Below are 24,750 nucleotides of genomic sequence, written 5' to 3'. Positions count from 1 at the left end.
GGAGGCTCCGATGGCCAGAACATCCTACCCCTTTGCCGAGATCGAGCCCAAGTGGCAGCGGCACTGGGGGGAGACAGGTCTGTTCCGCTGCGACGTGCGCGACGCCACGCGCCCGAGATACTACTGCCTGATGATGTACCCCTATCCCAGCGGCGCGCTGCACATGGGCCACGTGATCAACTACTCGATCGGCGACGCGCTCGCCCGCTTCCACCTGATGCGGGGCGAGAACGTGCTCGCGCCCATGGGCTGGGACAGCTTCGGCCTCCCCGCCGAGAACGCGGCCATCAAGGCCCAAGTGCCGCCCGCCGTCTCCACGAAACGCAACATTGACAAGATGCGGGCGCAGATGGTGCGGGCCGGCTGGGGCTACGACTGGTCGCGCGAGGTGGCCTGCTCGCACCCCGGCTACTACAAGTGGACCCAATGGCTCTTCCTCCAGTTCTACAAGGCGGGCCTGGCCTTCAAGAAGATGGCCCCGGTGAACTGGTGCGCGTCGTGCCAGACGGTGCTGGCCAACGAGCAGGTGCACGACGGCGGCTGCGAGCGCTGCGGCACGCCGGTCGAGCAGCGCGACCTCGAGCAGTGGTTCTTCGCCATGTCGCGCTACGCGCAGCGGCTGCTCGATGGCCACAAGAAACTCGAGGGGCGCTGGCCCGACCGCGTGCTGAAGATGCAGCAGGAGTGGATCGGCCGCAGCGAGGGCGCGCGGCTCGACTTCCGCATCGCCGCGCCCGGCACCGCCGCCGACGGCCAGACCCTCTCCGTCTTCACCACGCGGCCCGACACCACCTATGGCGTCACCTTCATGGCCCTCGCTCCCGAGCACCCGCTCGTCGAGGCGCTGCTCGCCGCCCACCCGCAGCGCGAAGCCCACATGAGGGCCGTGCGCCGCATGCGCAACGTGTCGGCCATCGAGCGCACCAGCGAGACCAGCGAGAAAGAAGGCATCGGCACCGGCCACTACGTGCTCAACCCCTTCGACGGCTCGAAGGCCGAAATCTGGGTCACCAACTACGCCCTCATGGGCTACGGCACGGGCGCCGTCATGGGCGTGCCCGCGCACGACCAGCGCGACTTCCTGTTCGCCCGGAAGTACGGCCTGCCCATCAAGGTCGTCATCCAGCCCGAGGGCCAGACGCTCGACCCCGCGGCCATGCCCGCCGCCTATGTGGACGAGGGGGTGCAGGTGAACTCCGGCCCCTTCGATGGCCTGCCCAATCGCCAGGCCATCCGCGCCATGACCCAGCACGCCAAGGACAGGGGGCTCGGCGACTTCACCGTGAACTACCGCCTGCGCGACTGGCTGCTCTCGCGCCAGCGCTACTGGGGCGCGCCCATCCCCATCCTCTACTGCCCGACGTGCGGCGAGCTCCCCGTGCCCGAGAGCGACCTGCCCGTGCTCCTCCCGCCCAACGTCGAGTTCAGGCCCAAGGGCGAATCCCCCCTCGCGCGCTGCCCCGAGTTCGTCAACGTCCCGTGCCCGAAATGCGGCGGCCCGGCCCGCCGCGAGACCGACACGATGGATACCTTTGTGGACTCGTCGTGGTACTTCCTGCGCTACCTCACGCCGCGCAAGGAGGACGGCGCCTTCGACCCCGAGCTGGTCAGGGCCTGGCTGCCCGTGCACCAGTACGTGGGCGGCATCGAGCACGCCACCATGCACCTCATCTACGCGCGCTTCTTCACCATGGTGCTGCACGACCTGGGCCTCATCGCCGTCGAGGAGCCGTTCGAGCGCCTCTTCTGCCAGGGCATGGTGTGCAACACCGCCTATCGCGCCGACTACTATCGGGGCGCGGACGGCCAGGCCGTGGGCGAGGACCAGGTGCGCAAGCTGCCCGACGGCTCGACCGTGCGCAAGAACGACGGCGCGCCCGTGGGCCTCGAACGCCTCTATCTGCCCGTCGGCGAGGTGGACACCGAGCGGCTCGTGCGCAAGAGCGACGGCTGGCCTGTCATCACCGAAATGGCCAAGATGTCCAAGAGCAAGTTCAACGGCGTCTCCCCCGATGAGCTGTTCGAGCGCTACGGCGCCGACACGGTCCACGCCTACATCCTCTTCGTCGGCCCGGCCGATCAGGACAATGTCTACAGCGACGAGGGCGTAGTGGGCGTCCACCACTTCCTCAACCGCTTCTGGGACCTCGTGAGCGGCTGGGCCGAACGGGTGGGGAGTGTGGAATGTGGAGTGCGGAGTGCGGAACTGGACCCCGATTCACGCGCTCTCCGGCGAAAGGCGCATCAGACCCTTCAGCGCGTCACCGAGGCATTCGAGCCGCCGTTCCGTTTCAACACGGCCATCGCTGGCATCATGGAGCTGACGAACGAGCTCCGCGACCGCGCCGAGGCGGCCCGGGACCCCGCCGTGGTCAAGGAGGTCCTCACCCTCGCCGTCCAGTGCCTCTCGCCCTTCGCTCCGCACGTGTGCGAGGAGCTATGGGAGCGGCTGGGCGGGCGGCCCAGCATCTTCCGCGCCCCGTGGCCCGCCGTTGACGCCGAGGCCGTGAAGGCCGAGGAGATCGAAATCCCCATCCAGGTCAACGGCAAGCTCCGCTCGAAGGTCGTCGTGCCTGCCGACTCCGACCAGGCGGCGATCCAGGCGGCGGCCCTGGCCGACGAGAAGGCCCAGGCGCACATCGGTGGCAAGACCGTGCGCAAGGTCATCGTCGTGCCCGGGCGCCTCGTCAACATCGTCGTGGGCTGAGCCCGGCCCCTTCACTCCGCACCCGCGCCTGGCTCGTGCGCCTTCGCGGCGGCCCTGTGCCGAGCCGCGCGGGCCAGCCATGCGAAGATGGCCAGAAGGACGAAGTTCACGCCGAGAATGAGGCAGGTCGTCGCGGGCTGCGGCAGGCCGACCTGGCCTTTGGTCCTGGCGAGGTCGGGCGCGATGATGCCGAAGATCGGGCACGGGCTCACGAGCGCGATCCCGTAGAGCGGCCAGCCTCGCTGCGACGCCATCGCCACGAAGCCGAAGGCGGGGATGAGCGCCCAGAGCGTGGCGATGGTGACGACGAAGACGGCGCCGCGCCGCCGCTCCGGCGTCAGGCGGAAGTGCTCGACCGCGCCGGCGAACCAGCCGAGGTAGAGCAGCATGGCCAGGAGCGCCTCGACGGGCAGCCAGGCATTCCCGTCGGACAGGCTGTAGTAGAACGCCGCGCTCAGCACCCCGAACGTAACGACCCAGCCCGTGTTTCCGAGCGCGTCGTCGAACGGCCCGGGCCAGCGAAGCCCCAACTTTCGCCGCCGTCGAAGGCCGTTGCAGTAGAGCACGTAGCGCGGCGTCACCAGGTACACCATCGCCACGCCCAGCACGAACGCGAAGAGGAGCGACCACGAGGCGACGTCGCCGACTGACGTCCTCACCTTCCCGGGCGGAAGATCACGAGGGATGACCGACCCCGTGCAGTAGCTGGCGACGAAGAGGGCGAAGAGGGCGAGCGACAGCAGCAGCCCCAGCGTCTTCGAGACGGGCGGCCTGTTCGGGTAGGCCACGGCCCGCCGCAGCGCCGCCCCGAGCAGCACGAGGAGCGGACACTGCACGAGGGCCTGAATCACCAGGGGGGGGAGTTCGACGCCCCCAATCGCCGACCGAATCTCCTCCGCGCCACCCAACGCCCGGCCGATCACGGGATAGCCCGTCAGGTAGCCTGGCAGCGACCAGTCCGAATGCGCGAACGGGACGGAGACGCACACCAGGAAGAAGGCGGCGCCGAGCGAGCCGGCCTGCTGTCCCAAGCCGAGTCGCCCCTTACGAGCCGTGAGCCCGATCAGCGCGGAGACGGTGTGGAAGAAGACCCCCGTGAGGGCCAGCGAGAGCAGCACGGCGAGATAGGCCCCCGCCGTCACCGCGCCGAGCATCGCCAGGCCGAGCGTGAACGGGATGCCGACCGCGAAGAGCAACCAAGCGAGGGTCGCCGGCCCTGCCACGAGGCCCAACGCTTGGTTCAGCGGGGTAGTGGCGGAGGCCCGATGGAAGTCCATCGCCCCGGTCGCCGCCTCCTGGTAGGCCGCCGACCCGACGAAGAACGACCCGAGGAGGAGCAGAACCACGGCCTGAATGGCGACCGTGATCCCGAAGGCCACGACGAACCACGCCGGCCCCCGCCCTGGGTGAACGGGCCTGCTCATGTAACAGGCGAACAAAACGACCGCCAGGGCTAGGACGAGGAGCACAGCGAACGGGATGAGCCTCCCCGGGCGCACGGCGGGCCGCCAGAAGCGCATGAACAACGCGTTGTCGCACGGCGGCAGAAGGGTCACGACACTTCCCTCGCGCCTATCCTGAGGAAGATGTTCTCGATGTCCTCGCTCTCGACGTGGAAGGAACTGACGGCGACGCCCGCCGCGACAAGCTGCGCCAGCAGCCTGGCGGCATCCTCCTCGCCGCCCAGCACCAGTGCCGTCGCAGTCTGTCCATCCTTCATCTCGACCTGCGAGAGCATTTCTGATGCCTTGAGCACCTCCGCCAGCGCCGCGTGGGGTGACGCGGCGCGGACGTGCAGCACGCCGCGGCTGCCGAGCTTCTTGAGAATGTCCTCGACACGTCCGCTGGCGACGAGCCGCCCCTTTTCCATGATCCCTATCGAGGTGCAGAAGCCGCTCATCTCGGTGAGGATGTGGCTGGAGATGAGCACGGCCGCGCCCGCCCGCGCAAGATCGCTCAGAATCCTGCGCAACTCCACACGACCGATGGGGTCGAGACCGCTCGCCGGCTCGTCCAGCAGCAGGATGTTCGGCTCGTGGAGGAGGGTCTTGGCCAGGGCGAGACGCTGGCGCATCCCGCGCGAGAGTTCGCGGACGAACGCGTCCCGCTTCTCCCGCAACCCCGTGATGCCCAGGCAATGCTCGACGCGGTCCGAGCGGAGCGGCCTGGGCAATGCGTAGGCCGTCGCGAAGACGCTCAGGTACTCCCACACCTTGAGATCGTCGTAGAGGGGGGCGAAGTCCGGCATGTAGCCCAGGCGCCGGTGGGCGTCCTCGGGATGCTCGAGCGCGTCCACCCCTGCCAGGCGGATCTCGCCATACGTGGGCTCCAGCACGCCGGCCAGCGCCCTGATGGTGGAAGTCTTCCCTGCGCCATTCGGCCCGATCAGCCCGTAGATCTCGCCCGAAGCAATGTCGAGGTCAAGGTCCCGTACCGCCATCACGTCGTCGTAGTCTATCCGAAGCGACCGGGTAGAGATCACGGGCATTGTCCCCAAGCGTTCTTGCCGGGCCGGTGTCTTGCGCAAGGTGTCCAACGCGGATACTACAAGCGCGTACCTGCGCTGTCAAGAGCCTGCGCGCGATGCGCCAGGTTGACCCGAGGCGCGCCAGATCGGATGCACCGGATCAACCCGTGGCGACATGGATCAGGCAGGATCAGCCGCCGGCATCATGCGAGAGGCGTGAGAAAAGCGTTCGAAAAAAGTGAGCGAGGGGAGAAATTTCCAGTTGACAGCGGCGCGTTTCGCGCTACAATCTGCTGTGCACGGGAGCATTGAGCGCCCAAGATCAAGTGGTGACAAGTTGAGGCGAGTTTCGGGCGAGTCCTGCCCGCCGGCGTTCGTAGCCGTTACCCATAGAAGCCAGGGAACTCACGTCACAGCACAGCAACGTCGCAAGCGCGCCGGACCGCAAGATATTCGCCTGTGCCCACTAGATGTTGGGTGTGGCGAGAGACGATAGCCAAGATGCTGGGCCAGTGAAGAGTCAGTTCCCCGTCGTGGCCCGGCGTGCCCCTCGCCCGAGGGCGGTGTGCCCGGGAGCTTAGTCCCCGTAACGCTTGACGTGTGAGCAGGGCCGTTTGCTGGAGCCGTGTCGAGTTGCCAGCGGCCCGAAGCCGGGCGTTTGGCGGCGCTGCAACGCACGTCGAGCTGGCAGGTGGAAGACGGGAGCCAAGGCCATGCGATGCCCCTTCTGCAAGAGCGAGAACGACAAGGTTGTGGACTCCCGCGCGTCGGAGGGCGGCGCAGTCATCCGGCGGCGGCGGGAGTGTCTGGAGTGCAACCGGCGCTACACGACGTATGAGCGGGTGGAAGAGATCCCGCTGCGCGTCGTGAAGAAGGACGGCACGCGGCAGCCCTTCGATCGCACGAAGGTGCTGGCGGGCCTGATGAAGGCCTGCGAGAAGCGGCCCGTGGCTACGGAGGCCCTGGACCAGATCGTGGGCGACATCGAGCGGCGGCTGGCCGACATGGCCGACCGCGAGGTGTCGTCGCGCGAGATCGGCGAGATGGTCATGCAGCACTTGCGCGAGCTCGACCAGGTCGCCTATGTCCGCTTCGCCTCCGTGTATCGGGCCTTCAAGGACATCAACCAATTCCTCGAGGAACTGCGGCCGATGCTGGAGAGGAGAGTGCGAACCAATGGCAAAGATTCAAAAGGTCCGTAAGCGCGATGGGCGCCTGGTTCCGTTCGACGAGTCGAAGATCGCCGACGCGATCTTCAAGGCGGCCCAGGCCGTGGGCGGCACCGACCGCCAGATGGCCGACGAGCTGGCGGGCGTGACCACGATGTTCCTCGAACGCGAGTTCGAGGGCGAAGTGCCCGGCATCGAGGACATCCAGGACGTGGTGGAGCGGGTGCTGATCGAGACGGGCCACGCCCGTACGGCGAAAGCGTACATCCTGTACCGCGAGCGCCGGGCGCGGCGGCGCGAATCGCTGCGCGTGCGCAAGCCCGTGCGTGAGGCCGGCAGCGGCGGCTCGACCGACATCACGCTGCTCGTGGACCCCGGCACGCGCGACGAACTGCTGTCTTGGGACCGCGCGCGCATCGCGCGGGCGCTGGTGGACGAGGCGCAGCTCGACGACGCCGTGGCGCACGAGATCGCCCGGGCGGTCGAACGCAAGATCTTCGATTCCGGCATTGACCGCATCTCGACCTCGCTCGTGCGCGAACTGGTGGACAATGAGCTCTTCGAGCGCGGCCTGAGCGCCAAGCTCGAACGCCAGAAGACCATCGGCATCCCCAAGTACGACCTCGAGGAGCTCATCTTCTCGAAGTCCAAGGAAAACTCCAACATCGGGGCCAACAACCCCGAGGCCATCAACCTCTCCATCGCCGAGACGACCCTCAAGCAATACGCCCTCCAGGAGGTCTTCTCGCGCGACGTGGCCGACGCGCACCTCTCGGCCAAGATCCACCTGCACGACCTCGGCTACCCGACCCGCGTCTACTGCTCGTCCCATTCGCTCGAGTACATCAAGAAGTACGGCCTCTCGCTGTGCAACCTCGACACGTCGTCGGCCCCCGCCAAGCACGCGCGCACGCTCACCGGGCACCTCAACACCTTCCTGGCCTCGATGCAGGCCTACTATGCCGGCGCGCTCGGGGTCGGCTACATCAACATCCTCTATGCCCCCTATCTCGAGGGCATGAGCTACAAGGAGATGTGCCAGGAGGCGCAGCACCTGATCTTCTCGGGCTCGCAGAGCGCCTTCTCGCGCGGCGGCCAGACGCTCTTCCTGGACTTCAACATCCACACCGGCGTGCCCCGCTACCTGTGGGACATCCCGGCGATCGGCCCCGGCGGCAAGTACACCGGCAAGACCTATGGCGAATACGCCGAAACGGCGCGGCTCTTCACCCGCGCCATGCTCGACACCTGGCGCGCCGGCGACCAGTACGGCCACATCTTCGCCTTCCCCAAGTGCGACCTCCACGTCAACGCCGACACCTTCAAGGACCCCAAGCAGCTCGAGATCCTGGAGTACGCCTGCCAGATCGCCAGCGAAAACGGCGTGCCCTACTTCGTCTTCGACCGCGACGAGGTGACCCTCAGCGCCTGCTGCCGGCTCCGCACGACGATTGACGACACCGAGATGATCAAGCACCTCGAAACCATGCGGTTCTGCGGCTTCCAGAACGTCACCGTCAACCTGCCCCAGGCCGCCTACCGCGTAGGGCGCGGAAACGTGGACGGCTTCCTGGCCGAAGTTTCCGCCATGATGGACCTCGCCGTGAAGGCGCACCTCCAGAAGCGCTCCTTCATCGCCAAACTCATGAGCGCGCCCACCATGCCCCTGTGGCAGATCGGCAAGAAGGCGGCCGACGGAAAGCCCTACGTGGACCTCGATAAGTGCACCTACATCATCGGCCTCGTGGGCCTCAACGAGGCGGTCCAGTACCTCACCGGCGAGGAACTGCACGAGACCGAGGCCGCGCTCAAGCTCGGCCTCAAAGTCGTCTCGCACATGTACTTCAAGGCGAAGGAGGACGGCAAGCGCCTGGGCCTCAAGCTTTCGCTCGAGGAGAGCCCCGCCGAGAGCGCCGCGCGGCGCCTCGCCAAGGTGGACCTCCGCAACTTCCCCGGCGCCCGCGAGGTGATCAAGGGCAATATCGAGCGCGACGAGTTCTACTACACCAACTCCATCCATCTGCGCGCCGACGCGCCCGTAGACATCGTCACCCGCATCCGCACCCAGAGCAAGTTCCACTCCATGATCGAGTCGGGCGCCATCATCCACGCCTTCGTCGGCGAGGAACTGCCGCCCGCCGCGAGCATCCTGAACCTGGTGCGCAAGACCTTCGAGCAGACCCGCTGCGCCCAGCTCACCATTTCGCCCGAGTTCACCATCTGCAACGCCTGCCACCGCAGCGAGGTGGGCCTCCACGACGCCTGCACCGCGTGCGCGTCGTCCGATGTCTACGGCCTCACCCGCATCGTCGGCTACTTCAGCCGTATCACCAACTGGAACAAGAGCAAGATCGGCGAGCTGCGCGACCGGCATGCCGGCCGCTACGCGCTCCCCGTCCTCCAGCCCACGGTGCCTCAGAAGGTCGGTGTGTGAAGGAACGCGCCATGGAAATCCACGTGTTCGGCAAGCAGAACTGCGGCAAGTGCCTCAGCACCAAGCACAAGGTCCAGCACTTCATCGAGAAGCTCGGCCTCGATGCCACGGTCTCCATGAAATTCATTGATATGGACACCGTGGAAGGCATGGCCGAGGGCGCCTTCTGCGACGTCTTCGAGATTCCGACGACCATCATCCAGGACCAGGGCCGCGACATCGTGCGATGGGATGGCGTGGTGCCCGACAGCCTGGAGCTCAAGCAGCACTTCGTGGGCGCCGCCTGAGAGGGGGCGGCTCCTGGGGCCGGCCCCTGGGCCGCCCGGAAGGCATGGCATGGCTGACACGCTCCCGCCTATCAAGGGCTTCCTTCCCACGAGCCTGATCGAGTGGGAAGGCCACCTGACGTGCGCTCTCTTCCTGCCGGGCTGCAACTTCCGCTGCCCGTTCTGCCACGCCAGCGACCTCGTCGTGCGCCCCGAGCAGATTGTGGACATTCCCATCGAGGCCGTCGTCCGCCACCTCCGGGCCAACCGCGGCTGGGTGGACGGCCTCGTGCTCTCGGGCGGCGAGGCCACCCTCCACGAGGGCCTGTCCTCGCTCATCGCCGTCGTGCGCGAGCACGTGGGGGGCGTCAAGCTCGACACCAATGGATCGCACCCCGAGGTCATCGAGGAGCTACTGCGCGACGGCCTCGTAGACGCGGTGGCCCTCGACGTCAAGGCTCCCCTCGACGACCGCTACTCGGCGGCCGCCGGCGTGCCCGTGGATTGCACGGCCATCCTGGCGACCATCGAACTGCTGCGCGCGCGCGACGTCGAGCGCGAGTTCCGCACCACCGTGGTCCCGGGCCTTCACACCGCCCGCGACATCGTGGAGATCGCGCGGCTGCTCGGGCCGACGGAACGCCTTGTGCTTCAGCAGTTTGCACCGCTGAACTGCCTCGACCCCGCCTATGCTGAGCGCACGCCGCACACCCGCGACGAGCTTCGCCAGATGGCGGCCGCCGCCGCCGAATTCGTGGCCGAGTGCGGGCTCCGGGGCGAACTCGCCCCGCGGGGGGCCAGCCGATGAAGGAAGCCGCCTTCTACGAGAAGCGAGCCGACGGCACCGTCCAGTGCCACCTCTGCCCCCACCAGTGCGTCATCGCCGACGGCCGCCACGGCCGCTGCCGCGTGCGCACCAACCGCGGCGGCACCCTCTACAGCGACATCTACGGGCTCGTCACGTCCGTCGCGATGGACCCGATCGAGAAGAAACCCCTCTACCACTTCCACCCCGGCAGCAGCATCCTGTCGCTGGGCACCCGCGGCTGCAACTTCGCCTGCGAGTTCTGCCAGAACTGGAGCATCTCGCAGGCCGACGCAGGCACCTCGCCGCTGCCCAGCAAGGCGGCCGTTGAGGCGGCCCGGCGCGAAGGATCTATCGGAATAGCCTACACTTACAACGAGCCGCTCATCTGGTTCGAATACGTCCTCGAGACCGCTAAGCTCATCCGCGAGGCGGGCCTCGTCAACGTCCTCGTGAGCAACGGCTATGTGAGCCCCGAGCCGTTCGAGGAACTGCTGCCCTATGTGGACGCCATGAACCTCGACATCAAGGCGATCCGCCCCGAATTCTACAAGCGCCTGTGCCGCGGAACCCTCGAGCCCGTGCTCGCCAGCGCCCGGGCCGCCGCCCGACGCACCCACCTCGAGATCACCAACCTCGTCATCCCCGGCCACAACGACACCGACGAGGAGTTCGAGGAGCTGGGCCGCTGGGTGGCCGGCGAATTGGGACCCCACATCCCCACGCACCTTTCCACCTACTTCCCGCGCTACAAGCTCAAGGCGCCCCCCACCCCGGTCGAGACGCTGGAACGGGCATATGAGATCCTCTCGAAGCATCTGCGCTACGTCTACCTGGGCAACTGCCTCAGCGAGCGGGGAGCAGCGACGCGCTGCCACGGCTGCGGCGCCCTGCTGATCGCGCGCAGCGGCTACAGCGTGCAGGCCGTGGGCCTGCGGGGGAGCGCCTGCGCCACCTGCGGCGAGGAGAACTACATCGTGGCGTGACCCAGCCCAAAAGAAACCCGCGGCGCCGGCGTTTTTTCGCTAAAGTTTCCGGGGCTTCCCCCGACTAACTAGCCAGAGGGTGTACTCTCTGGGTACAACGTGCGCCTTTCGGTGCTTTCACCCTCTCTTCGTGGGACGGAACAGGCTCGATGCGGCTCGAAAAGCTCTGCGTTTACGGCTTCAAGTCCTTCGCCGACAAGACCGAGTTCCTCTTCGAACCCGGCCTCACGGCGTTCGTGGGCCCCAACGGCTGCGGCAAGAGCAACGTGGTGGACGCCGTGCGCTGGGTGCTCGGCGAGCAGCGGCCCAAGGCCCTGCGCGGCTCCGAGATGGGCGACGTGATCTTCAAGGGCAACTCCGAGGGCCGCCGCTCCATGGGCTATGCCGAGGTCACCCTCACCCTCTCAAACGAGGACCACGCGCTGCCCATCGAGTACGAGCAGGTGGCCATCACCCGGCGCCTCTACCGCTCGGGCGAGAGCGAGTACCTGCTCAACGGCCAGCCCTGCCGCCTGCGCGACATCCGCGAGCTGCTGATGGATACCGGCATCGGGATGGATGCCTACTCGATCGTGGAACAGGGGAAGATCGAGCTGGTCCTCCAGTCGAACCCCAGGGACCGGCGGGCCATCTTCGAGGAGGCGGCGGGCATCTCGAAGTACAACGCCAAGCGACGTGCGGCCATGAGCAAGCTTGAGCGCGTGGACCAGAACCTCCTCCGCCTCGGCGACACCATCCAGGAGGTCCAGAAGCAACTCCGCTCGATCCGCCGTCAGGCGGCGGCCGCGCGGCGCTACAAGGAGTACGCCGAATCGCTCGGGCGCCTGCGCCTCGCCGAGGCGCTGCACCGCTATCACGGCCTCGTGCAGCAGCGGGCCGAGGCCGAGGCGGCCATCGCCCGCTCCGAGCAGCAGCAGCAGACCCTGGCCGCCGCCGCCGAGCGGCTGGGCGCCGAGCGCACGGCCCTCGAGGCCGACAGCGTGGAGAACGACCAGCGGCTCGCCCGCGTGGCCGGCCAGTGCGCCGAACTGAACGCCCAGATCGAGGCCGCCGAAGAGAGCATCCGCCTCAACCGCGAGCGCATCCGCGACGGCGAGGCCGCCGACCGCCGCATCCGCGACGACCTGCGCCACCTGGCCAGCCGCCTGGAGGCGGGGCGGGCCCAGCTCGACAGCGCCCAGCGACGCTCGGGCGAGCTCCAGGGGGACCTCCAGCAGATTGAAACCCAGATCGCCGCCGCCCGCCAGGACCTGCACGCGATCACCGCGCAGTGCGCCGACCTCGCCCGCCGCAGCGAGGGGCTGCGCACCGGCCTGCTCGACACCCTGCGCCGCCGCGCGGCCCACCAGAACGAGCTCGCGGCCATCGAGACCGAGGCCCGGTCCTTCGACGCCCAGCGGCAGCGCCTCGAGCGCCGCCGGGCCGAGATCGCGCGCCTCCTGGCCGAGCTGGCCCAGGAGCGGCTGGCCGCCGAGCAGGCCATTGCCGGCCTCACCGAAAACATTCGGCAGACGGAGGCCCGCTTCGCCGCACGTGCCGAGGAGCGAGGCGAGCTGCGTGCCCAGATCGAAGTCCTCGGGGAACAGATCGCCCAGCACACCAACACGCTCAGCGTGAAACACACCCGCCGGGATCTGCTCGAGGATCTCGAAGCCCGCTTCGAAGGAGTCGAGCTCGGAACCCAGACGCTCCTCGAGCGTCAAGCCGATGGGCAGTCCCTCCATGGAATGGTCGCCGACCTCCTCCAGGTAGACCCACAATACGCCCTCGCCATCGAAGCTGCCCTAGGTGGGGCCGTGCAGCACCTTGTGGCTGACACGCTCGACTCCGCTGCCGAAGCCGTCGCGCACCTCAAGGCGGTGGACGGCGGTCGCACCACCCTCCTCCCTCTCGACCGCCTGTCCGGCAGTGGTCGGAACGGGTCTGGGACCCTCGAGCATCCCGGCGTGGTGGACCACGCCCTGAACCTCGTGCGCTACGACGAGGGCGTGGCCCCCGTGGTCAAGCACCTCTTGGGCGACACGGTCATCGTGCGCGACCTCGATGCGGCGGTGGACATCGCCCGGAACAACGGCACCCATCACGTGCGCCTGGCCACTCTGGGCGGCGATGTGATTGACCCCGAAGGCCCGGTGTCGGGCGGCAGCCTGCGCGACCGCACCGGCCTGCTCTCGCGCAAGAACGAGCTGCGGGCGCTGGCCACCGAGGTGGCCGACATCGAGGAGCGCCTCGCCCAGTGCCGCCAGCAGCGCGAGCACTTCATCAGCGAATCCGCCGTCCTCGACACCGAGCTCGAGGAGGCCGTGCAGAACCTCAAGGACCTCAACCTCGACCTCGCCGGCGCACGCGAGCAGCTCTCGCGCCTGGGCGACCGCGTGCACGCCCTCGAACAGGAAGATGCGGCCGCCCAGAGCGAACTGGCCGACCTGGCCGAAGAGCTCCTCGAGCGCAAGGCCCGACAGGCGGCAGCCGCCGAACGCATCCAGGGCGCCGACCGCGAGGAAGAGGAGTACAAGGCCCGCCTCGGCGAGGTGGAGGCCCAGCGCCGCTCGCTCGACGAGCAGCGGTCGGCGCTCGAACGGCGCGCCGGCGACCTCGCCGTGTCGCGCGCCGAGAAGAGCGCCGAACGCGAGCACCTGCGCAGCAGCATTGACCGCCTGCGGCGCGAGCAGGCCGACGGCGACGGCAAGCGCCAGCAGGCCGAAGGCGAGCTTCAGGTGCTCGCCGAGCGGTGCCAGCGGGCGGCCGCCGAGATCGCCGGCAAGGAAGAGGAAATCCGCTCTCTGGCCGGGCGAAAGGACGAAATCGAGAAGGGCCGCGTGGAGGCCGAAAACCGCCGCGCCGAACTCCTCGAGCGCCTCGCCGCCCTGCGCGATCAGATTCAGGCCACCGCCGCGCAGCTTCGCGCTGCCGAGCAGGAGTGCCAGACCCTGCACCTGCGACTCAGCGAGTGCGACCTGCGCTCCGCCGACCTGGCGCAGAAGGTCCGCGACGAGCACCACCAGGAGCTCACCGACCTCTATGCGGGCTACCAGGAACCCGAGGTGGATTGGGCCGTGCTCCAGGGCGAGATGGACGAGTTGCGCCGCAAGCTCGACAGCATGGGCACGGTGAACCTCCTGGCCATCGAGGAGCAGACACAGCTCGAGGAGCGCCTCGACTTCCTCACCACCCAGGAGCAGGACCTCCAGAAGGCCAAGGCCCAGCTCCAGGAGGTCATCCGCAAGGTCAACCGCCAGAGTCGCCAGCTCTTCGAGCAGACCTTTGCCGCCGTGCGCGAGAACTTCCAGATTCTCTTCCGCAAGCTCTTCAATGGCGGCAAGGCCGACATCGTGCTCGAGCCCGATGTGGACGTGCTGGAGGCGGGGGTGGACATCATCGCGAAGCCGCCCGGCAAGGAGACGAGCCGCCTCAGCCTCCTCTCGGGCGGCGAGAAGGCCCTCACGGCCGCCGCCATCCTGCTCGCCATCTTCAAGTCGCGGCCCAGCCCCTTCGCCATCCTCGACGAGGTGGATGCGCCGCTCGACGCCAACAACATCGGCCGCTTCGTCGGCCTCTTGCGCGAGTTCCTCAAGGAGTCGCAGTTCATCATCATCACCCACTCCAAGCAGACCATGGCGGTGGCCGACGTGCTCTACGGCATCACGATGCAGGAGCCGGGTGTTTCGACCAAGGTCGCTGTGCGGCTCGACAACGTGCCCGAGAGCCGCGTGGCGTGACACGTGAAGCAGGAGACGAATGCATCGGGGCCCCGTCCAAGGGGTCACACTGAACCGGCGGCCAGGCATGGCTGTATGTGCCGAGGCGCCCGAAACGGGGACGGGGCCTCCTGACACGTCTGGCCGAACGATGGTGTGGCCTCTGGGGCCGCGTGCAGATATGGGGTCGAGGAATAGGGAAAGGTCACGGGTCGTTGCGTGCTCGAACGGGGACGAGCCGCCCCTTGGCCTTCCCTATTCCTCGCCCTGCTTTTTTAAGGCTCGTCAGGGTTTGGCCGCCTTGGTTCAACTGGCCTGGTGCGGGGCGTGGGCATGCCCTCTCCCCGCGGACCTGGGGGTCCCTGGGGAGGGCTCTGCCGAGCCCCTGGCGGGCGCAGCCTGCTCATGCTGTATCAACCCTGTGAGGGGGGGAAGTGATACAGCATGGGTAGATGGGCGAAGATTGGCGATTCTCGCGGCTCCGGCCATACTCGCTCATCTGCGGGATGAGCCAGTATAGAGGGAGCATAGCCGGAGAGCGTAAGGCATTGGGCCACAGAGGGTTATGGGATGGCCCTCGCCGCGCCTTGCATCCGCCCCGCGCGCACCGCCCCTGGGTATCCGGCCTCCTTCGGCACCTGGCCGACAGTTTCTTGGCGAGCGGGGTGCCGGCGGGACGCCGCTCGTCCCGCCGGCACTGGGGGGCGTCACTTGGTCTCGGTGAAGCGCGCCTTGGGGGCGCCACAGACGGGGCAGGTGTCGGGCGCCTGGCCGCTCACGGTGTTGCCGCACACGCCGCAGACGAAGACCGCGGCGGCCGGCAGGTCCTTGCCGGCCTTGACGGCCGCGAGGGCCTTCGCGTAGAGCCCGTGGTGGATCTCTTCGACCATCATGGCGTTGCGGAACGACACGAGCGCCGGGTTGTTCCCCTCGCTCTGGGCCTCGGCGACAAACTGGGGGTACATCTCGCGGAACTCGTGGCCTTCGCCCGCGATGGCCGCCTCGAGGTTCTCGACGGTGGTCTTGACGCCGCCCATCACGCGCAGGTGGGCGTGGGCGTGCACCGTCTCGGCGTCGGCGGCCGCGCGGAAGAGCTTCGCCACCTGCGGGAAGCCGTCGGCCTCCGCTTTCTTCGCAAACGCCAGGTACGACCGGTTCGCCTGGCTCTCGCCCGCAAAGGCCGCCTTCAGGTTGTCCAACGTCGCCATCTCAGCCTCCTTTCGCATGTGAGCGGAACCAGCCGCCCCGTCCCCGGGTGGAAGCCTCATCAATTGCTATTGTAGGGAATCCTGGGCGCGGCGCAAGAGGCGCCTGAATGCAGAGTCGCCGCCGTTTTTCCTTGCTTTCCGGGCTCTGGGCGCTATAATAGTGGGTCTTGGGCGATCCAGAGTCACAAGGCCGTCGCAACAGGCAGGGAAGATCCATGAAGAAAGGCATCCATCCCAACTACGTCGAATGCACCGTCACCTGCGGCTGCGGAAACACGTTCAAGACCCGCTCGACCCGCCCGGCCATCAACGTCGAGGTCTGTTCGAACTGCCACCCGTTCTACACGGGGAAGCAGAAGTTCGTGGACACGGCGGGCCGTGTCGAACGGTTCCAGCGCCGGTATGGCTGGGGCAAGCAGGCGTCAGGTGAGGCCGCCGCTTCGGGCACTGGCGCCGCCCAGCCGCAATGATTCGGCGCGCCGCCGACCCGATCACGGGCCGCGGGCCGGCCAGGGGGCCAGCGGCGCCGGCTCGTCCGTGGCGTAATAGCAGAAGCTCTCTATGCTTACAGATGCGCTCCTGAAGAAGCTCGACCACATGAGCACTCGCTACGCCGAGCTGGAGGGCCTGCTGGCCTCGGCCGACGTGGCCTCCAGCCCAGGCCGGGCGCGCGCGCTGAGCAAGGAGTTGGGCTCGCTGACCAAGTTCGTGCGCCAGTACCGCGTGCTGCGCGAGCTCGAGGCCCGGAATGCGGACACCAGGGCGCTGCTGGACGGCGATGGCAACGACCCCGAGTTCCGCCAGATGGCCCAGGACGAGATCCAGGGGCTGGAGCGCGAGATCGCCCGGGCCGAGGAACAGCTCAAGGAGCTGTTCGCGACCGACGACAGCGACACGGCCCGCGATGTGATCGTGGAGATCCGGGCGGGCACGGGCGGGGAGGAGGCGGCCCTGTTCGTCGCCGACCTCTTCCGCATGTACCAGAAGTATGCGGAGCGGAAGGGCTGGAAGACGGAACTCCTGCACAGCCACGCCACCGACCTCGGCGGCCTCAAGGAGGTCTTCTTCTCGGTGGAAGGCCAGGACGTCTACAAGCACCTTCGCCACGAGAGCGGCGTGCATCGCGTGCAGCGCGTGCCGGCCACCGAGGCCAGCGGCCGCCGCCACACGTCCACCGTCACCGTCGCCGTGCTGCCCGCGGCCGAGGAAGAGGAGCTCGAGATCCGGCCCGAGGACCTGGAGTGGGACACCTTCCGCTCCTCCGGCCCCGGCGGCCAGAACGTCAACAAGGTGAGCTCGGCCGTGCGCCTGACCCACGTGCCCACGGGCACCGTGGTCTCGATGCAGGACGACCGGTCGCAGCACAAGAACCGCTCGAAGGCCCTCCGCGTGCTCCGCTCGATCCTGTACGAGCGCAAGCGCGACGAGGAGGCCAAGGCCCGCGGCGACCTGCGCCGCTCGCAGGTGGGCACGGGCGACCGCAGCGAGCGCATCCGCACCTACAACTTCCCCGAGAATCGCCTCAGCGATCATCGCATCGGCCTCACGCTCTACAAGCTCGATGCCATCATGCTGGGCGATCTCGACGACGTGGTTAACGCGCTCGTGGAGCATGCGAAACAGCAGCGCCTGGGCGAACTGTGAATGGACGGCCACGCGGCGCAACGAGGCCAGGCCTGGACGGTTCAGGCGCTGCTCCAGTGGACGACGCGGTTCTTTGAAACCAAGGGCATCGAGAGCGCGCGGCTCGACAGCGAGCTGCTGCTGGCCCACGCCCTGGGCTGGAAGCGGATTGACCTCTACGCCCACTACGACCACGTGCCGAGCGGCGAGGGGCTGGCCCGCTTCCGCGCGATGGTGAAGGAGCGGGGCCGCCGCGTGCCGACGCGGTACCTCACGGGCACGTGCGAGTTCTACTCGATCCCGCTCGCCGTGACGCCCGCGGTGCTGATCCCGCGCCCCGAGACCGAGCTGCTCGTGGAGCGGGCGCTCGCGGTGTTGGCGAAGGACGCCGCCGCGACGGTGGCCGACCTGGGCACGGGCAGCGGGGCCATCGCCATCGCGGTGGCGGCCCACAGGCCGCTCGCCCGCGTGGTGGCCACCGACGCCTCGGCCGAGGCCCTCGCCGTCGCCCGGGCCAACGCCGAGCGGCACGGGCTGGCCGGCGCCATCGAGTTCCGCCTGGGCGAGTGGTTCGCCGCGCTCGCGCCGGGCACGCTCTTCGATGCCGTGCTGAGCAACCCGCCCTATGTGGCGGCCGGCGACCTCGCGGCGGCGATGCCCGAGGTGCGCGACCACGAGCCGCGCCTGGCGCTCGACGGCGGCGCCGACGGCCTGGACGCCTTGCGGGCGATCGTGGCCGGGGCGGCGGCGTGGCTGCGGCCGGGCGGGTGGCTCGTCGTGGAGATCGGCGCCGGCCAGGCGCAGAGCGTGGCGCGGCTGGCGGCGGATGCGGGACTGTACGAGGCCGTGCAGGTGGCGCCCGACTATGCGGGCATCCCCCGCATCGCCTCGATGAGGAAACCGGGTTGAGCTGCGGAGCGAGGGTGGGCCGATTCCCCGTGCCCCGTGTTCGCCGCGGCCGGCCAGCGCCCCGGGGCTGGCGGCGCCGCGCAGGGCCTCGTGGCTCCGCGAGAGAGGACAGGCGGCTGTGGACAGGCTGGTCGTGCAAGGTGGTGCGAGGCTGAAGGGCACCGTGCGGGTGAACGGGGCGAAGAACTCCGTTCTGCCCATCATGGCGGCCACGCTGCTGGCCGAGGGGCCGTCGGTGATCGAGGGCGCGCCCGACGTGCGCGACGTGCGCACCCTGCTCCAGGTGCTCCAGGTGCTGGGCGTGAAGGGCGAGCGGGCGAAGAACGGCACGCTGCGCCTCGAGGTGGTGGACGAGACCCCGGTGCTGGCCCCCTACCGGCTCGTGTGCCAGATGCGCGCCTCGATCTGCGTGCTCGGGCCGCTGCTGGCCCGGCGGCACAAGGTGCGCGTGTCGCTGCCGGGCGGCTGTGTGATCGGCGTGCGGCCCATTGACCTGCACCGCAAGGGCATCGAGGCCCTGGGCGCCCGCACCCGCATCCAGCGCGGCTACGTGGTCGCCGAGGGCGCCAGGCTGCACGGCGCCAGCGTGTTCCTCGGCGGGCCGTTCGGCTCCACCGTGCTAGGCACCGACAACACGATGATGACCGCCACGCTGGCCCGCGGGCTCACCACCATCGAGGGCGCCGCGTGCGAGCCCGAGGTGGTGGACCTGGCCGAGTTCCTCAACAAGATGGGCGCGGCCATCGAGGGCGCCGGCTCGCCCGTCATCCGCATCCGCGGCGTGCGCCGCCTCCACGGCGCCCGCCACAAGGTGATCCCCGACCGCATCGAGGCCGCCACCTTCATGATCGCCGCCGCCATGACGCGCGGCGATGTCACCGTCGAGAACGTCCGCACCGAACACCTCGGCGCCGTCATTGACATCCTGCGCAAGGCGGGCGTCAAGGTCACGGCCTACGACAGCGCCTGCCGTGTGGTGGGCCCGAAGGTGCTCAAGCCGGTGGATGTGACGACGCTGCCCTATCCCGGCGTGCCGACCGACGTGCAGGCCCAGCTCATGGCCCTGCTGTGCCTGGCCAACGGCATCAGCGTGGTGACCGAGAAAATCTACCCCGACCGCTTCATGCACGTGGCCGAGCTGCAACGCATGGGCGCCGACCTGCGCAAGGAGGGCCCGGCGGTGATCGTCAACGGCGGCCGCCGGCTGTCGGGCGCCGAGGTGATGGCCTCGGACCTGCGGGCGGGCGCCTGCCTGGTGCTGGCCGGCCTGGTGGCCAAGGGCGAGACCAAGGTGCGGCGCATCTACCACCTCGACCGCGGCTACGAGCGGATCGAGGAGCGCCTCCAGGCCCTTGGCGCCGAGATCTACCGCGACGACGACGGCGAGGAGGCTCCCAACAAGCCCAAGGGCGCGGCGGGGGGCGGCGATGTTTGAATCCCTCACCGAGCGCCTGAAGACGGCCCTGCGCGCCTTCACCTCGCGCGGCCAGCTCAACGAGAAGAACATCGCCGAGGGCCTGCGCGAGGTGCGCGCCGCGCTCCTCGAGGCCGACGTCAACTACAAGGTTGCGCGCGACTTCATCGAGCGCGTGCAGCAGCGGGCCGTGGGCCAGGAGGTCATCCGCTCGGTCACGCCCGGCCAGCAGATCGTCAAGATCGTCTACGACGAGCTCACGCAGCTCATGGGCCCGGTGGACCCCACGATCCCCACGAACGACAACCGGCCGACCGTGATCATGCTCTGCGGCCTCCAGGGCCACGGCAAGACCACCACGGCCGGCAAGCTGGCCCTCTACCTGCGCAAGAAGGGGCGCAAACCGCTGCTCGTGGCGGCCGACCTCCAGCGCCCCGCCGCCGTGGACCAGCTCGAACAGGTGGGCGCCCAGGCCGGCATCCCCGTGTTCACCGACCGCACCGCCTCGCCGCCGCGCGTGTGCAAGAAGAGCCTCCGCTACGCCGAAGAGAACAACCTCAACACCGTCATCCTCGACACCGCCGGCCGCCTGCACGTGGACCACGCCATGATGGCCGAGGTGCGCGAGATCGCCGAGCGGGTCGAGCCCGACCAGATCCTGCTCGTGTGCAACGCGCAGACGGGCCAGGACGCCGTGACCAGCGCCGCCGAGTTCAACCGCCAGCTCGAGCTGGACGGCATCATCCTCACCATGCTGGACGGCGACGCGCGGGGCGGCGCGGCCCTGAGCGTCAAGGCCATCACCGGCAAGCCGATCAAGTTCGTCGGCCTCGGCGAGAAGCTCGACGCCCTCGAGGAATTCCGCCCCGAGCGCATGGCCGACCGCATCCTGGGCATGGGCGACGTGCGCACCCTGGTCGAGAAGGCCCAGGAGACCATTGACCGTGACCAGGCGATCGACTTCCAGAAGAAGCTGCGCGACGCCAGCTTCACCCTCGAGGACTTCGTGCGCCAGCTCGAGCAGGTGCGCAAGATGGGCCCCATCAAGAGCCTGCTCAAGATGCTGCCCTTCGGCGACAAGCTGGGCGGCATGGAGGAGGTGGACGAGAAGGACTTCGACCAGATCCAGGCGATCATCTACTCGATGACGCCGCAGGAGCGCGCGCACCCCGACGTGATTGACCACAGCCGGCGCCGCCGCATCGCGGCCGGCTCCGGCACCCAGCCGCACGACGTGAACGGGCTGCTCAAGCAGTTCCGCCAGATGCAGAAGATGATGAAGCAGATGCGCCGCCGCGGCCGTGGCATGCTCGGCTTCGGCGGCTAACCCCGGCACCCACTAGGAGGCCAGCCAACTGTGGTGAGACTCAGACTGAAGCGACTCGGGCGCAAGAACCGGCCCTACTACCGCATCGCCGCCTTTGACGCGCGCTCGCCGCGCGACGGCCGCGCGCTCGACGAGGACCTGGGCCGCTACGACCCGCTCGAGCCCGACAACAGCAAGAAGGTGACGCTCAACCGCGAGCGCATCGTCGCCTGGCTGGACAAGGGCGCGCAGCCCACGGCCGCCGTGGCCGCCATTCTGAAGAAGAACGGCATCTACGCCTAGCCCGGCCCCGCCGGCCACGGCCCGTGCGCCTCGGCGAGGCCCTCGCGCCCGCCGGGCCGACGCGGGACGCCGGCAGGCCGCGACGACAGGTGGAGCCATGCGGATTGACGTGCTCACCCTCTTCCCGGGCATGTTCCGGGGCTTCCTCGACGAGAGCATCCTGCGCCTCGCGCGCGAGAACGGCCTGGTCGAGGTGCGCCTGTGGGACATTCGGGACTTCGCCGAGGACAAGCACCGCAAGGTGGACGATCGCCCGTACGGCGGCGGCCCGGGCATGGTGATGATGCCGGGCCCGGTCTTCGCCGCGGCGGAGGCTGCCGACGCCGCCGCGCAGCCGCCGGCCCGCAAGCTCCTCCTCAGCCCCCAGGGCCGCACCTTCACCCAGGCCGTGGCGCGCGAGCTCGCGGCCGAGCCGCGCCTGATGCTCGTGTGCGGCCGCTACGAGGGCTTCGACGAGCGCATCCACCAGGGCCTCGGCGCCGAGGAAATCTCCATCGGCGACTACGTGCTCGCCGGCGGCGAGGCCGCGGCCATGGTGATCCTCGAGGCCGTCGTCCGCCTCCTCCCCGGCGCTCTGGGCGACCCCGAGTCGGCCCTCCTCGAATCCTTCGAGGGCGGCTCGCTCGATTACCCGCAATACACCCGGCCGCCCGTCTTCCGCGGGATGGCCGTGCCCGACGTGCTCCTGTCGGGCCACCACGAACGCGTCCGCCAGTGGCGCGCCGAGCGCGCGCGCGAGCGGACTCTCCGCCGCCGCCCCGATCTGGCCGGGGCCGGCGCGTCACCAGCCACCGAGCAGAAAGGACGCCGTCCATGAGCAAAGCCATCGTCGAAACCGAGCGCAGGCAGCTTCGCGAGGAGATCCCCGCCTTCGCCGTGGGCGACACCGTCAACGTCCACGTCCGAGTCGTCGAGGGCGAAAAGGAGCGGGTGCAGGTCTTCAACGGCATCGTCATCGCGCGCAAGGGCTCCGGGCTGCGCGAGATGTTCACCGTGCGCCGCATCGTCCAGGGCGAGGGGGTCGAGCGCACCTTCCCCCTGCACTCGCCCAAGCTCCAGCGCGTGGAAGTCGTCAAGCAGCCGGAGCGGGTGCGGCGGGCCAAGCTCTACTACCTGCGCCAGCGCGTGGGCAAGCAAACGCGCCTGCGCGACCGGCAGGCGGCGAAGGCCGAATGACGCCGCGAGCCGACCCGCGCGCCGCGGAGGATGCCGCCGCCGACTTCCTGCGGCGCCAGGGCTATCGGATCCTCCGCCGCAACTTCGCCACGCCCTTCGGCGAGATTGACCTCATCGCGCTCGACGAGGCGATGGTCGTCTTCGTCGAGGTCAAGAGCCGCGTGTCCGACGAGTTCGGCCCGCCCGAGGCCGCCGTGGACCGTCGCAAGCAGGCCAGGCTCCGCCGCATCGCACAGTACTTCCTCGATCGGCAGGCCCTCACCGAGATGCCCTGCCGCTTCGACGTCGTCGCCCTCACCCGCAGGCCGGAAGGCGCAGGCTGGAGCATCGAGCTCTTCCGGGACGCCTTCTGAGGGCTTGTGCCTATCTTCACGCCCCTGGCGGGTTTGCGCTCTGTTTTCGCTTGACAGGCGCCGCGGCGCGCGTATAATGACCGCCATCGGGCGGAATGTGTCGGGTCACCTGTTGCAACCTGGCAAAGGGGAATGCGATGCGCAGGCAGGTCCTTGCGGTGACGCTCGTCGGGTGTCTGTTGGTCTCGGGAACGGCCGTGGTTGCGGCAGAGGCCGCGGCGGCGACTCCTGCGCAGCCCGCCCCGGGGGTCGTCGCGCCGGCGCCCCGCACCTGTCCCGTCACGCGGTATCTCGTCAACCGTGGCAAGGACTTCCTCGACATCTTCAACCTCAAGCTGTCCCTCAGCGACGACCTGTCGGTGCTGGTGAACGTGCGCGCCACGCGGCTGGCGCAGATCGGCTTCGGGCGCTTCTCGGGCACCAAGGTCGGCTTCGAAGGCCCCAGCGCCGGCATCTACGGCGAAGGGCGCACCGAGGTCGGCATCTCGGTCTTCTACTGGGCCTGGATCGGCCGCAAGACCTCGCCCGCCGGCATCACCGAAGACGCGCAGAAGACCAACCGCTTCTTCGGCCGCGTAGACGACCTGAAGGCCACCGCCACCTACCGCGAGTTCTATGACGCCAATCGCCCGTGGCACACCATCGGCGCCAGCTTCGCCCTGCCGTTCCTGCCAGGCATCGAGGCGGAGATCAACCCGGCCGAGGCCGTGGACTTCTTCCTGAGCCTGTTCGGCGCGAGCGGGGTGCGCGTGCCGCCGCCGTTCCACAAGGTGGATGTGAAGGGCGAGAGGGTTCCTGCTCCCGGCAGCATCCGGTGGCACGGCCAGGAGGAGTTCGAGCAGTACGAGTAGACGCGGCCTGGGCTTCGGGCCAAGCGGGTACAGCAGAGCGGGCGAGCACCGAGGTGCTCGCCCGCTGTCATGTGTATCGCCAATCCGCCCTCACTTGGGGACCACGATGGCCCCCTCGGGGCAGGCCGCGATGCAGATCGCGTCGCCGTCGCAGCGCGTGGGATCAATCCAGGCGACTTCGCCTCTCATCTCGATGGCCTCGACGGGGCACACCTCGAGGCACTTGCGGCATCCCGTGCAGGCCTCGGGCACCACGGCCACCAGCGGCGGCCTGACGGCACGCTCGGCCCCCTCAGGCCCGCCTTCCTCGACCGGCACGTAGCGATTATCGTCAATGAAGTCGCACGCCTCCCGGCACCCGGGGCATCGCTCGGGCGGTGCCTGGGCCTCCACACGATAGCCGCAATTCCCACAGCGCCAGCGGTTCGCCATGCGGTCAGGTCTCCAATCTCGCGGATTCCGGCTGCCCGTCTCCCCCCGATTGTAGGGCACACTGCGCTCGAGGGCAAGCCGTGGTGTAGTCTAGCGCGGCTCTGGCAGGCCCGCGTGGGCCTCGTCGAACAGCCCATCGGCCGTCTTCGCCCCGTCGAGGCTGCACAAGGAGTAGCTCACCTCGAGCGTCACCGGGCCGCCCGGGCCCCCGAACTCGAAGGCCTCCAGGTGGCGTGCCAGAGCCGCCGCCATGCAGCCTGCCCCCTCGGCCGTCGTATTCGCCACAACACCAAATCGGCTGCCATCCAGGGGCCCGACCACATCGCTCCGCCGCACCACGGCCCGGGTCAACGCCACGGCCGCGCGGATCAGATCGTCGGGCGCGCCGGGGCAGTTGCCGCGTGGCGCCACCCTGAACAGCACCAGGGTAAGCGGCAAAGCGTGCCGCTCCGCACGGCACACCTCCTCCCGCAGCCGCGTCCGCAGCGGCGGCCCGGCAGGACGGATGTTCGCCCCAAGGTCCTTCACGGTCTCGTCCTCTGGCCTGGCGGCCCTACCGCAGGGACGCGAACCGTTTCGGCTATGCGCTCCAGGCCGCAGCCTGCGCCTCACGGCGCCACGCGAGGGCATCCCGACACAGGGC

General features: G+C 68.8%; 22 protein-coding genes. 17 read left to right on the top strand and 5 right to left on the bottom strand.

Annotated features, from left to right (window positions below):
• Positions 1-10: 10 nt before the first annotated feature.
• Positions 11-2,707: a leucine--tRNA ligase gene (leuS, locus tag PLE19_05245; GenBank protein ID HPD14331.1), complete on the top strand. Its 2,697-nt coding sequence runs from the start codon at positions 11-13 to the stop codon at positions 2,705-2,707.
• Between the two features lie 11 nt (positions 2,708-2,718).
• Here the strand turns inward: leuS and PLE19_05240 are convergent, their stop codons facing one another.
• Both PLE19_05240 and PLE19_05235 read right to left on the bottom strand, forming a co-directional pair.
• Complete coding sequence (locus PLE19_05240) at positions 2,719-4,263, bottom strand: hypothetical protein (protein ID HPD14330.1); 1,545 nt, start codon at positions 4,261-4,263, stop codon at positions 2,719-2,721.
• Positions 4,260-5,195, bottom strand: coding sequence for an ABC transporter ATP-binding protein (locus tag PLE19_05235; GenBank protein HPD14329.1), 936 nt, complete (start codon positions 5,193-5,195; stop codon positions 4,260-4,262). Before PLE19_05235 ends, PLE19_05240 begins: the two co-directional genes overlap by 4 nt.
• A gap of 692 nt (positions 5,196-5,887) precedes the next feature.
• Here PLE19_05235 and nrdR point away from each other — a divergent pair.
• From nrdR to smc, 6 genes are all read left to right on the top strand, one after another.
• A complete protein-coding gene (gene nrdR, locus PLE19_05230; protein ID HPD14328.1) occupies positions 5,888-6,376 on the top strand; it encodes a transcriptional regulator NrdR in 489 nt (162 codons plus the stop codon).
• A complete protein-coding gene (nrdD, locus tag PLE19_05225; GenBank protein HPD14327.1) occupies positions 6,351-8,777 on the top strand; it encodes an anaerobic ribonucleoside-triphosphate reductase in 2,427 nt (808 codons plus the stop codon). The genes nrdR and nrdD overlap by 26 nt, the downstream gene beginning before the upstream one ends.
• Positions 8,774-9,064, top strand: a complete 291-nt coding sequence (locus PLE19_05220; GenBank protein ID HPD14326.1) for a thioredoxin family protein — start codon at positions 8,774-8,776, stop codon at positions 9,062-9,064. Before nrdD ends, PLE19_05220 begins: the two co-directional genes overlap by 4 nt.
• A gap of 49 nt (positions 9,065-9,113) precedes the next feature.
• Entirely contained in the window at positions 9,114-9,851 is a 738-nt protein-coding gene (locus PLE19_05215) for an anaerobic ribonucleoside-triphosphate reductase activating protein (GenBank protein HPD14325.1), read from the top strand.
• Complete coding sequence (amrS, locus tag PLE19_05210; protein ID HPD14324.1) at positions 9,848-10,834, top strand: AmmeMemoRadiSam system radical SAM enzyme; 987 nt, start codon at positions 9,848-9,850, stop codon at positions 10,832-10,834. The genes PLE19_05215 and amrS overlap by 4 nt, the downstream gene beginning before the upstream one ends.
• Before the next feature lie 149 nt (positions 10,835-10,983).
• On the top strand, positions 10,984-14,553 hold the full coding sequence (gene smc / locus PLE19_05205; protein ID HPD14323.1) for a chromosome segregation protein SMC: 3,570 nt from the start codon (positions 10,984-10,986) through the stop codon (positions 14,551-14,553).
• 686 nt (positions 14,554-15,239) lie between these two features.
• Here smc and PLE19_05200 read toward each other — a convergent pair.
• Positions 15,240-15,740, bottom strand: coding sequence for a rubrerythrin family protein (locus tag PLE19_05200; protein HPD14322.1), 501 nt, complete (start codon positions 15,738-15,740; stop codon positions 15,240-15,242).
• A gap of 215 nt (positions 15,741-15,955) precedes the next feature.
• Here PLE19_05200 and rpmE point away from each other — a divergent pair, with 215 nt between their 5' ends.
• The 10 genes from rpmE (at position 15,956) to PLE19_05150 (ending at position 23,675) form a co-directional block, all read left to right on the top strand.
• Positions 15,956-16,210 (top strand): 50S ribosomal protein L31, encoded by a 255-nt coding sequence (rpmE, locus tag PLE19_05195; GenBank protein HPD14321.1) that lies wholly within the window; start codon positions 15,956-15,958, stop codon positions 16,208-16,210.
• 91 nt (positions 16,211-16,301) lie between these two features.
• Positions 16,302-17,384, top strand: a complete 1,083-nt coding sequence (gene prfA, locus PLE19_05190) for a peptide chain release factor 1 (GenBank protein ID HPD14320.1) — start codon at positions 16,302-16,304, stop codon at positions 17,382-17,384.
• Positions 17,385-18,272: a peptide chain release factor N(5)-glutamine methyltransferase gene (gene prmC, locus PLE19_05185; GenBank protein ID HPD14319.1), complete on the top strand. Its 888-nt coding sequence runs from the start codon at positions 17,385-17,387 to the stop codon at positions 18,270-18,272.
• A 118-nt stretch (positions 18,273-18,390) separates the two neighbouring features.
• Positions 18,391-19,707, top strand: coding sequence for a UDP-N-acetylglucosamine 1-carboxyvinyltransferase (gene murA / locus PLE19_05180; protein ID HPD14318.1), 1,317 nt, complete (start codon positions 18,391-18,393; stop codon positions 19,705-19,707).
• Positions 19,700-21,013, top strand: coding sequence for a signal recognition particle protein (ffh, locus tag PLE19_05175; GenBank protein HPD14317.1), 1,314 nt, complete (start codon positions 19,700-19,702; stop codon positions 21,011-21,013). Before murA ends, ffh begins: the two co-directional genes overlap by 8 nt.
• Positions 21,014-21,046: 33 nt before the next feature.
• Entirely contained in the window at positions 21,047-21,295 is a 249-nt protein-coding gene (rpsP, locus tag PLE19_05170) for a 30S ribosomal protein S16 (protein ID HPD14316.1), read from the top strand.
• A 97-nt stretch (positions 21,296-21,392) separates the two neighbouring features.
• Positions 21,393-22,112, top strand: a complete 720-nt coding sequence (gene trmD, locus PLE19_05165) for a tRNA (guanosine(37)-N1)-methyltransferase TrmD (GenBank protein ID HPD14315.1) — start codon at positions 21,393-21,395, stop codon at positions 22,110-22,112.
• The gene (rplS, locus tag PLE19_05160; protein ID HPD14314.1) at positions 22,109-22,471 is read left to right on the top strand and encodes a 50S ribosomal protein L19; all 363 of its coding nucleotides are present in this window, start codon (positions 22,109-22,111) and stop codon (positions 22,469-22,471) included. Before trmD ends, rplS begins: the two co-directional genes overlap by 4 nt.
• The gene (locus PLE19_05155) at positions 22,468-22,824 is read left to right on the top strand and encodes a YraN family protein (protein HPD14313.1); all 357 of its coding nucleotides are present in this window, start codon (positions 22,468-22,470) and stop codon (positions 22,822-22,824) included. Before rplS ends, PLE19_05155 begins: the two co-directional genes overlap by 4 nt.
• Positions 22,825-22,961: 137 nt before the next feature.
• Positions 22,962-23,675 (top strand): hypothetical protein, encoded by a 714-nt coding sequence (locus PLE19_05150; GenBank protein ID HPD14312.1) that lies wholly within the window; start codon positions 22,962-22,964, stop codon positions 23,673-23,675.
• 90 nt (positions 23,676-23,765) lie between these two features.
• On the opposite strand, the gene PLE19_05145 is transcribed toward PLE19_05150, so the two are convergent.
• Positions 23,766-24,107 (bottom strand): 4Fe-4S binding protein, encoded by a 342-nt coding sequence (locus tag PLE19_05145; protein HPD14311.1) that lies wholly within the window; start codon positions 24,105-24,107, stop codon positions 23,766-23,768.
• A 90-nt stretch (positions 24,108-24,197) separates the two neighbouring features.
• Entirely contained in the window at positions 24,198-24,635 is a 438-nt protein-coding gene (locus PLE19_05140; GenBank protein ID HPD14310.1) for a hypothetical protein, read from the bottom strand.
• Between the last annotated feature and the right edge of the window lie 115 nt (positions 24,636-24,750).

It is taken from the genome of Planctomycetota bacterium (assembly GCA_035384565.1).
Taxonomy (GTDB): domain Bacteria; phylum Planctomycetota; class PUPC01; order DSUN01; family DSUN01; genus DAOOIT01.
This window is presented reverse-complemented; position numbering and strand designations above follow the sequence as displayed.

Coding starts and splice junctions, on each gene's coding strand:
- PLE19_05145 (HPD14311.1), bottom strand. CDS start 24,107: ATGGCGAACCGCTGGCGCTGTGGGAATTGCGGCTATCGTGTGGAGGCC.
- rpmE (HPD14321.1), top strand. CDS start 15,956: ATGAAGAAAGGCATCCATCCCAACTACGTCGAATGCACCGTCACCTGC.
- rplS (HPD14314.1), top strand. CDS start 22,109: ATGAGCAAAGCCATCGTCGAAACCGAGCGCAGGCAGCTTCGCGAGGAG.
- PLE19_05155 (HPD14313.1), top strand. CDS start 22,468: ATGACGCCGCGAGCCGACCCGCGCGCCGCGGAGGATGCCGCCGCCGAC.
- PLE19_05150 (HPD14312.1), top strand. CDS start 22,962: ATGCGCAGGCAGGTCCTTGCGGTGACGCTCGTCGGGTGTCTGTTGGTC.
- ffh (HPD14317.1), top strand. CDS start 19,700: ATGTTTGAATCCCTCACCGAGCGCCTGAAGACGGCCCTGCGCGCCTTC.
- PLE19_05215 (HPD14325.1), top strand. CDS start 9,114: ATGGCTGACACGCTCCCGCCTATCAAGGGCTTCCTTCCCACGAGCCTG.
- prmC (HPD14319.1), top strand. CDS start 17,385: ATGGACGGCCACGCGGCGCAACGAGGCCAGGCCTGGACGGTTCAGGCG.
- PLE19_05200 (HPD14322.1), bottom strand. CDS start 15,740: ATGGCGACGTTGGACAACCTGAAGGCGGCCTTTGCGGGCGAGAGCCAG.
- leuS (HPD14331.1), top strand. CDS start 11: ATGGCCAGAACATCCTACCCCTTTGCCGAGATCGAGCCCAAGTGGCAG.
- trmD (HPD14315.1), top strand. CDS start 21,393: ATGCGGATTGACGTGCTCACCCTCTTCCCGGGCATGTTCCGGGGCTTC.
- nrdR (HPD14328.1), top strand. CDS start 5,888: ATGCGATGCCCCTTCTGCAAGAGCGAGAACGACAAGGTTGTGGACTCC.
- amrS (HPD14324.1), top strand. CDS start 9,848: ATGAAGGAAGCCGCCTTCTACGAGAAGCGAGCCGACGGCACCGTCCAG.
- prfA (HPD14320.1), top strand. CDS start 16,302: ATGCTTACAGATGCGCTCCTGAAGAAGCTCGACCACATGAGCACTCGC.
- smc (HPD14323.1), top strand. CDS start 10,984: ATGCGGCTCGAAAAGCTCTGCGTTTACGGCTTCAAGTCCTTCGCCGAC.
- nrdD (HPD14327.1), top strand. CDS start 6,351: ATGGCAAAGATTCAAAAGGTCCGTAAGCGCGATGGGCGCCTGGTTCCG.
- PLE19_05235 (HPD14329.1), bottom strand. CDS start 5,195: ATGCCCGTGATCTCTACCCGGTCGCTTCGGATAGACTACGACGACGTG.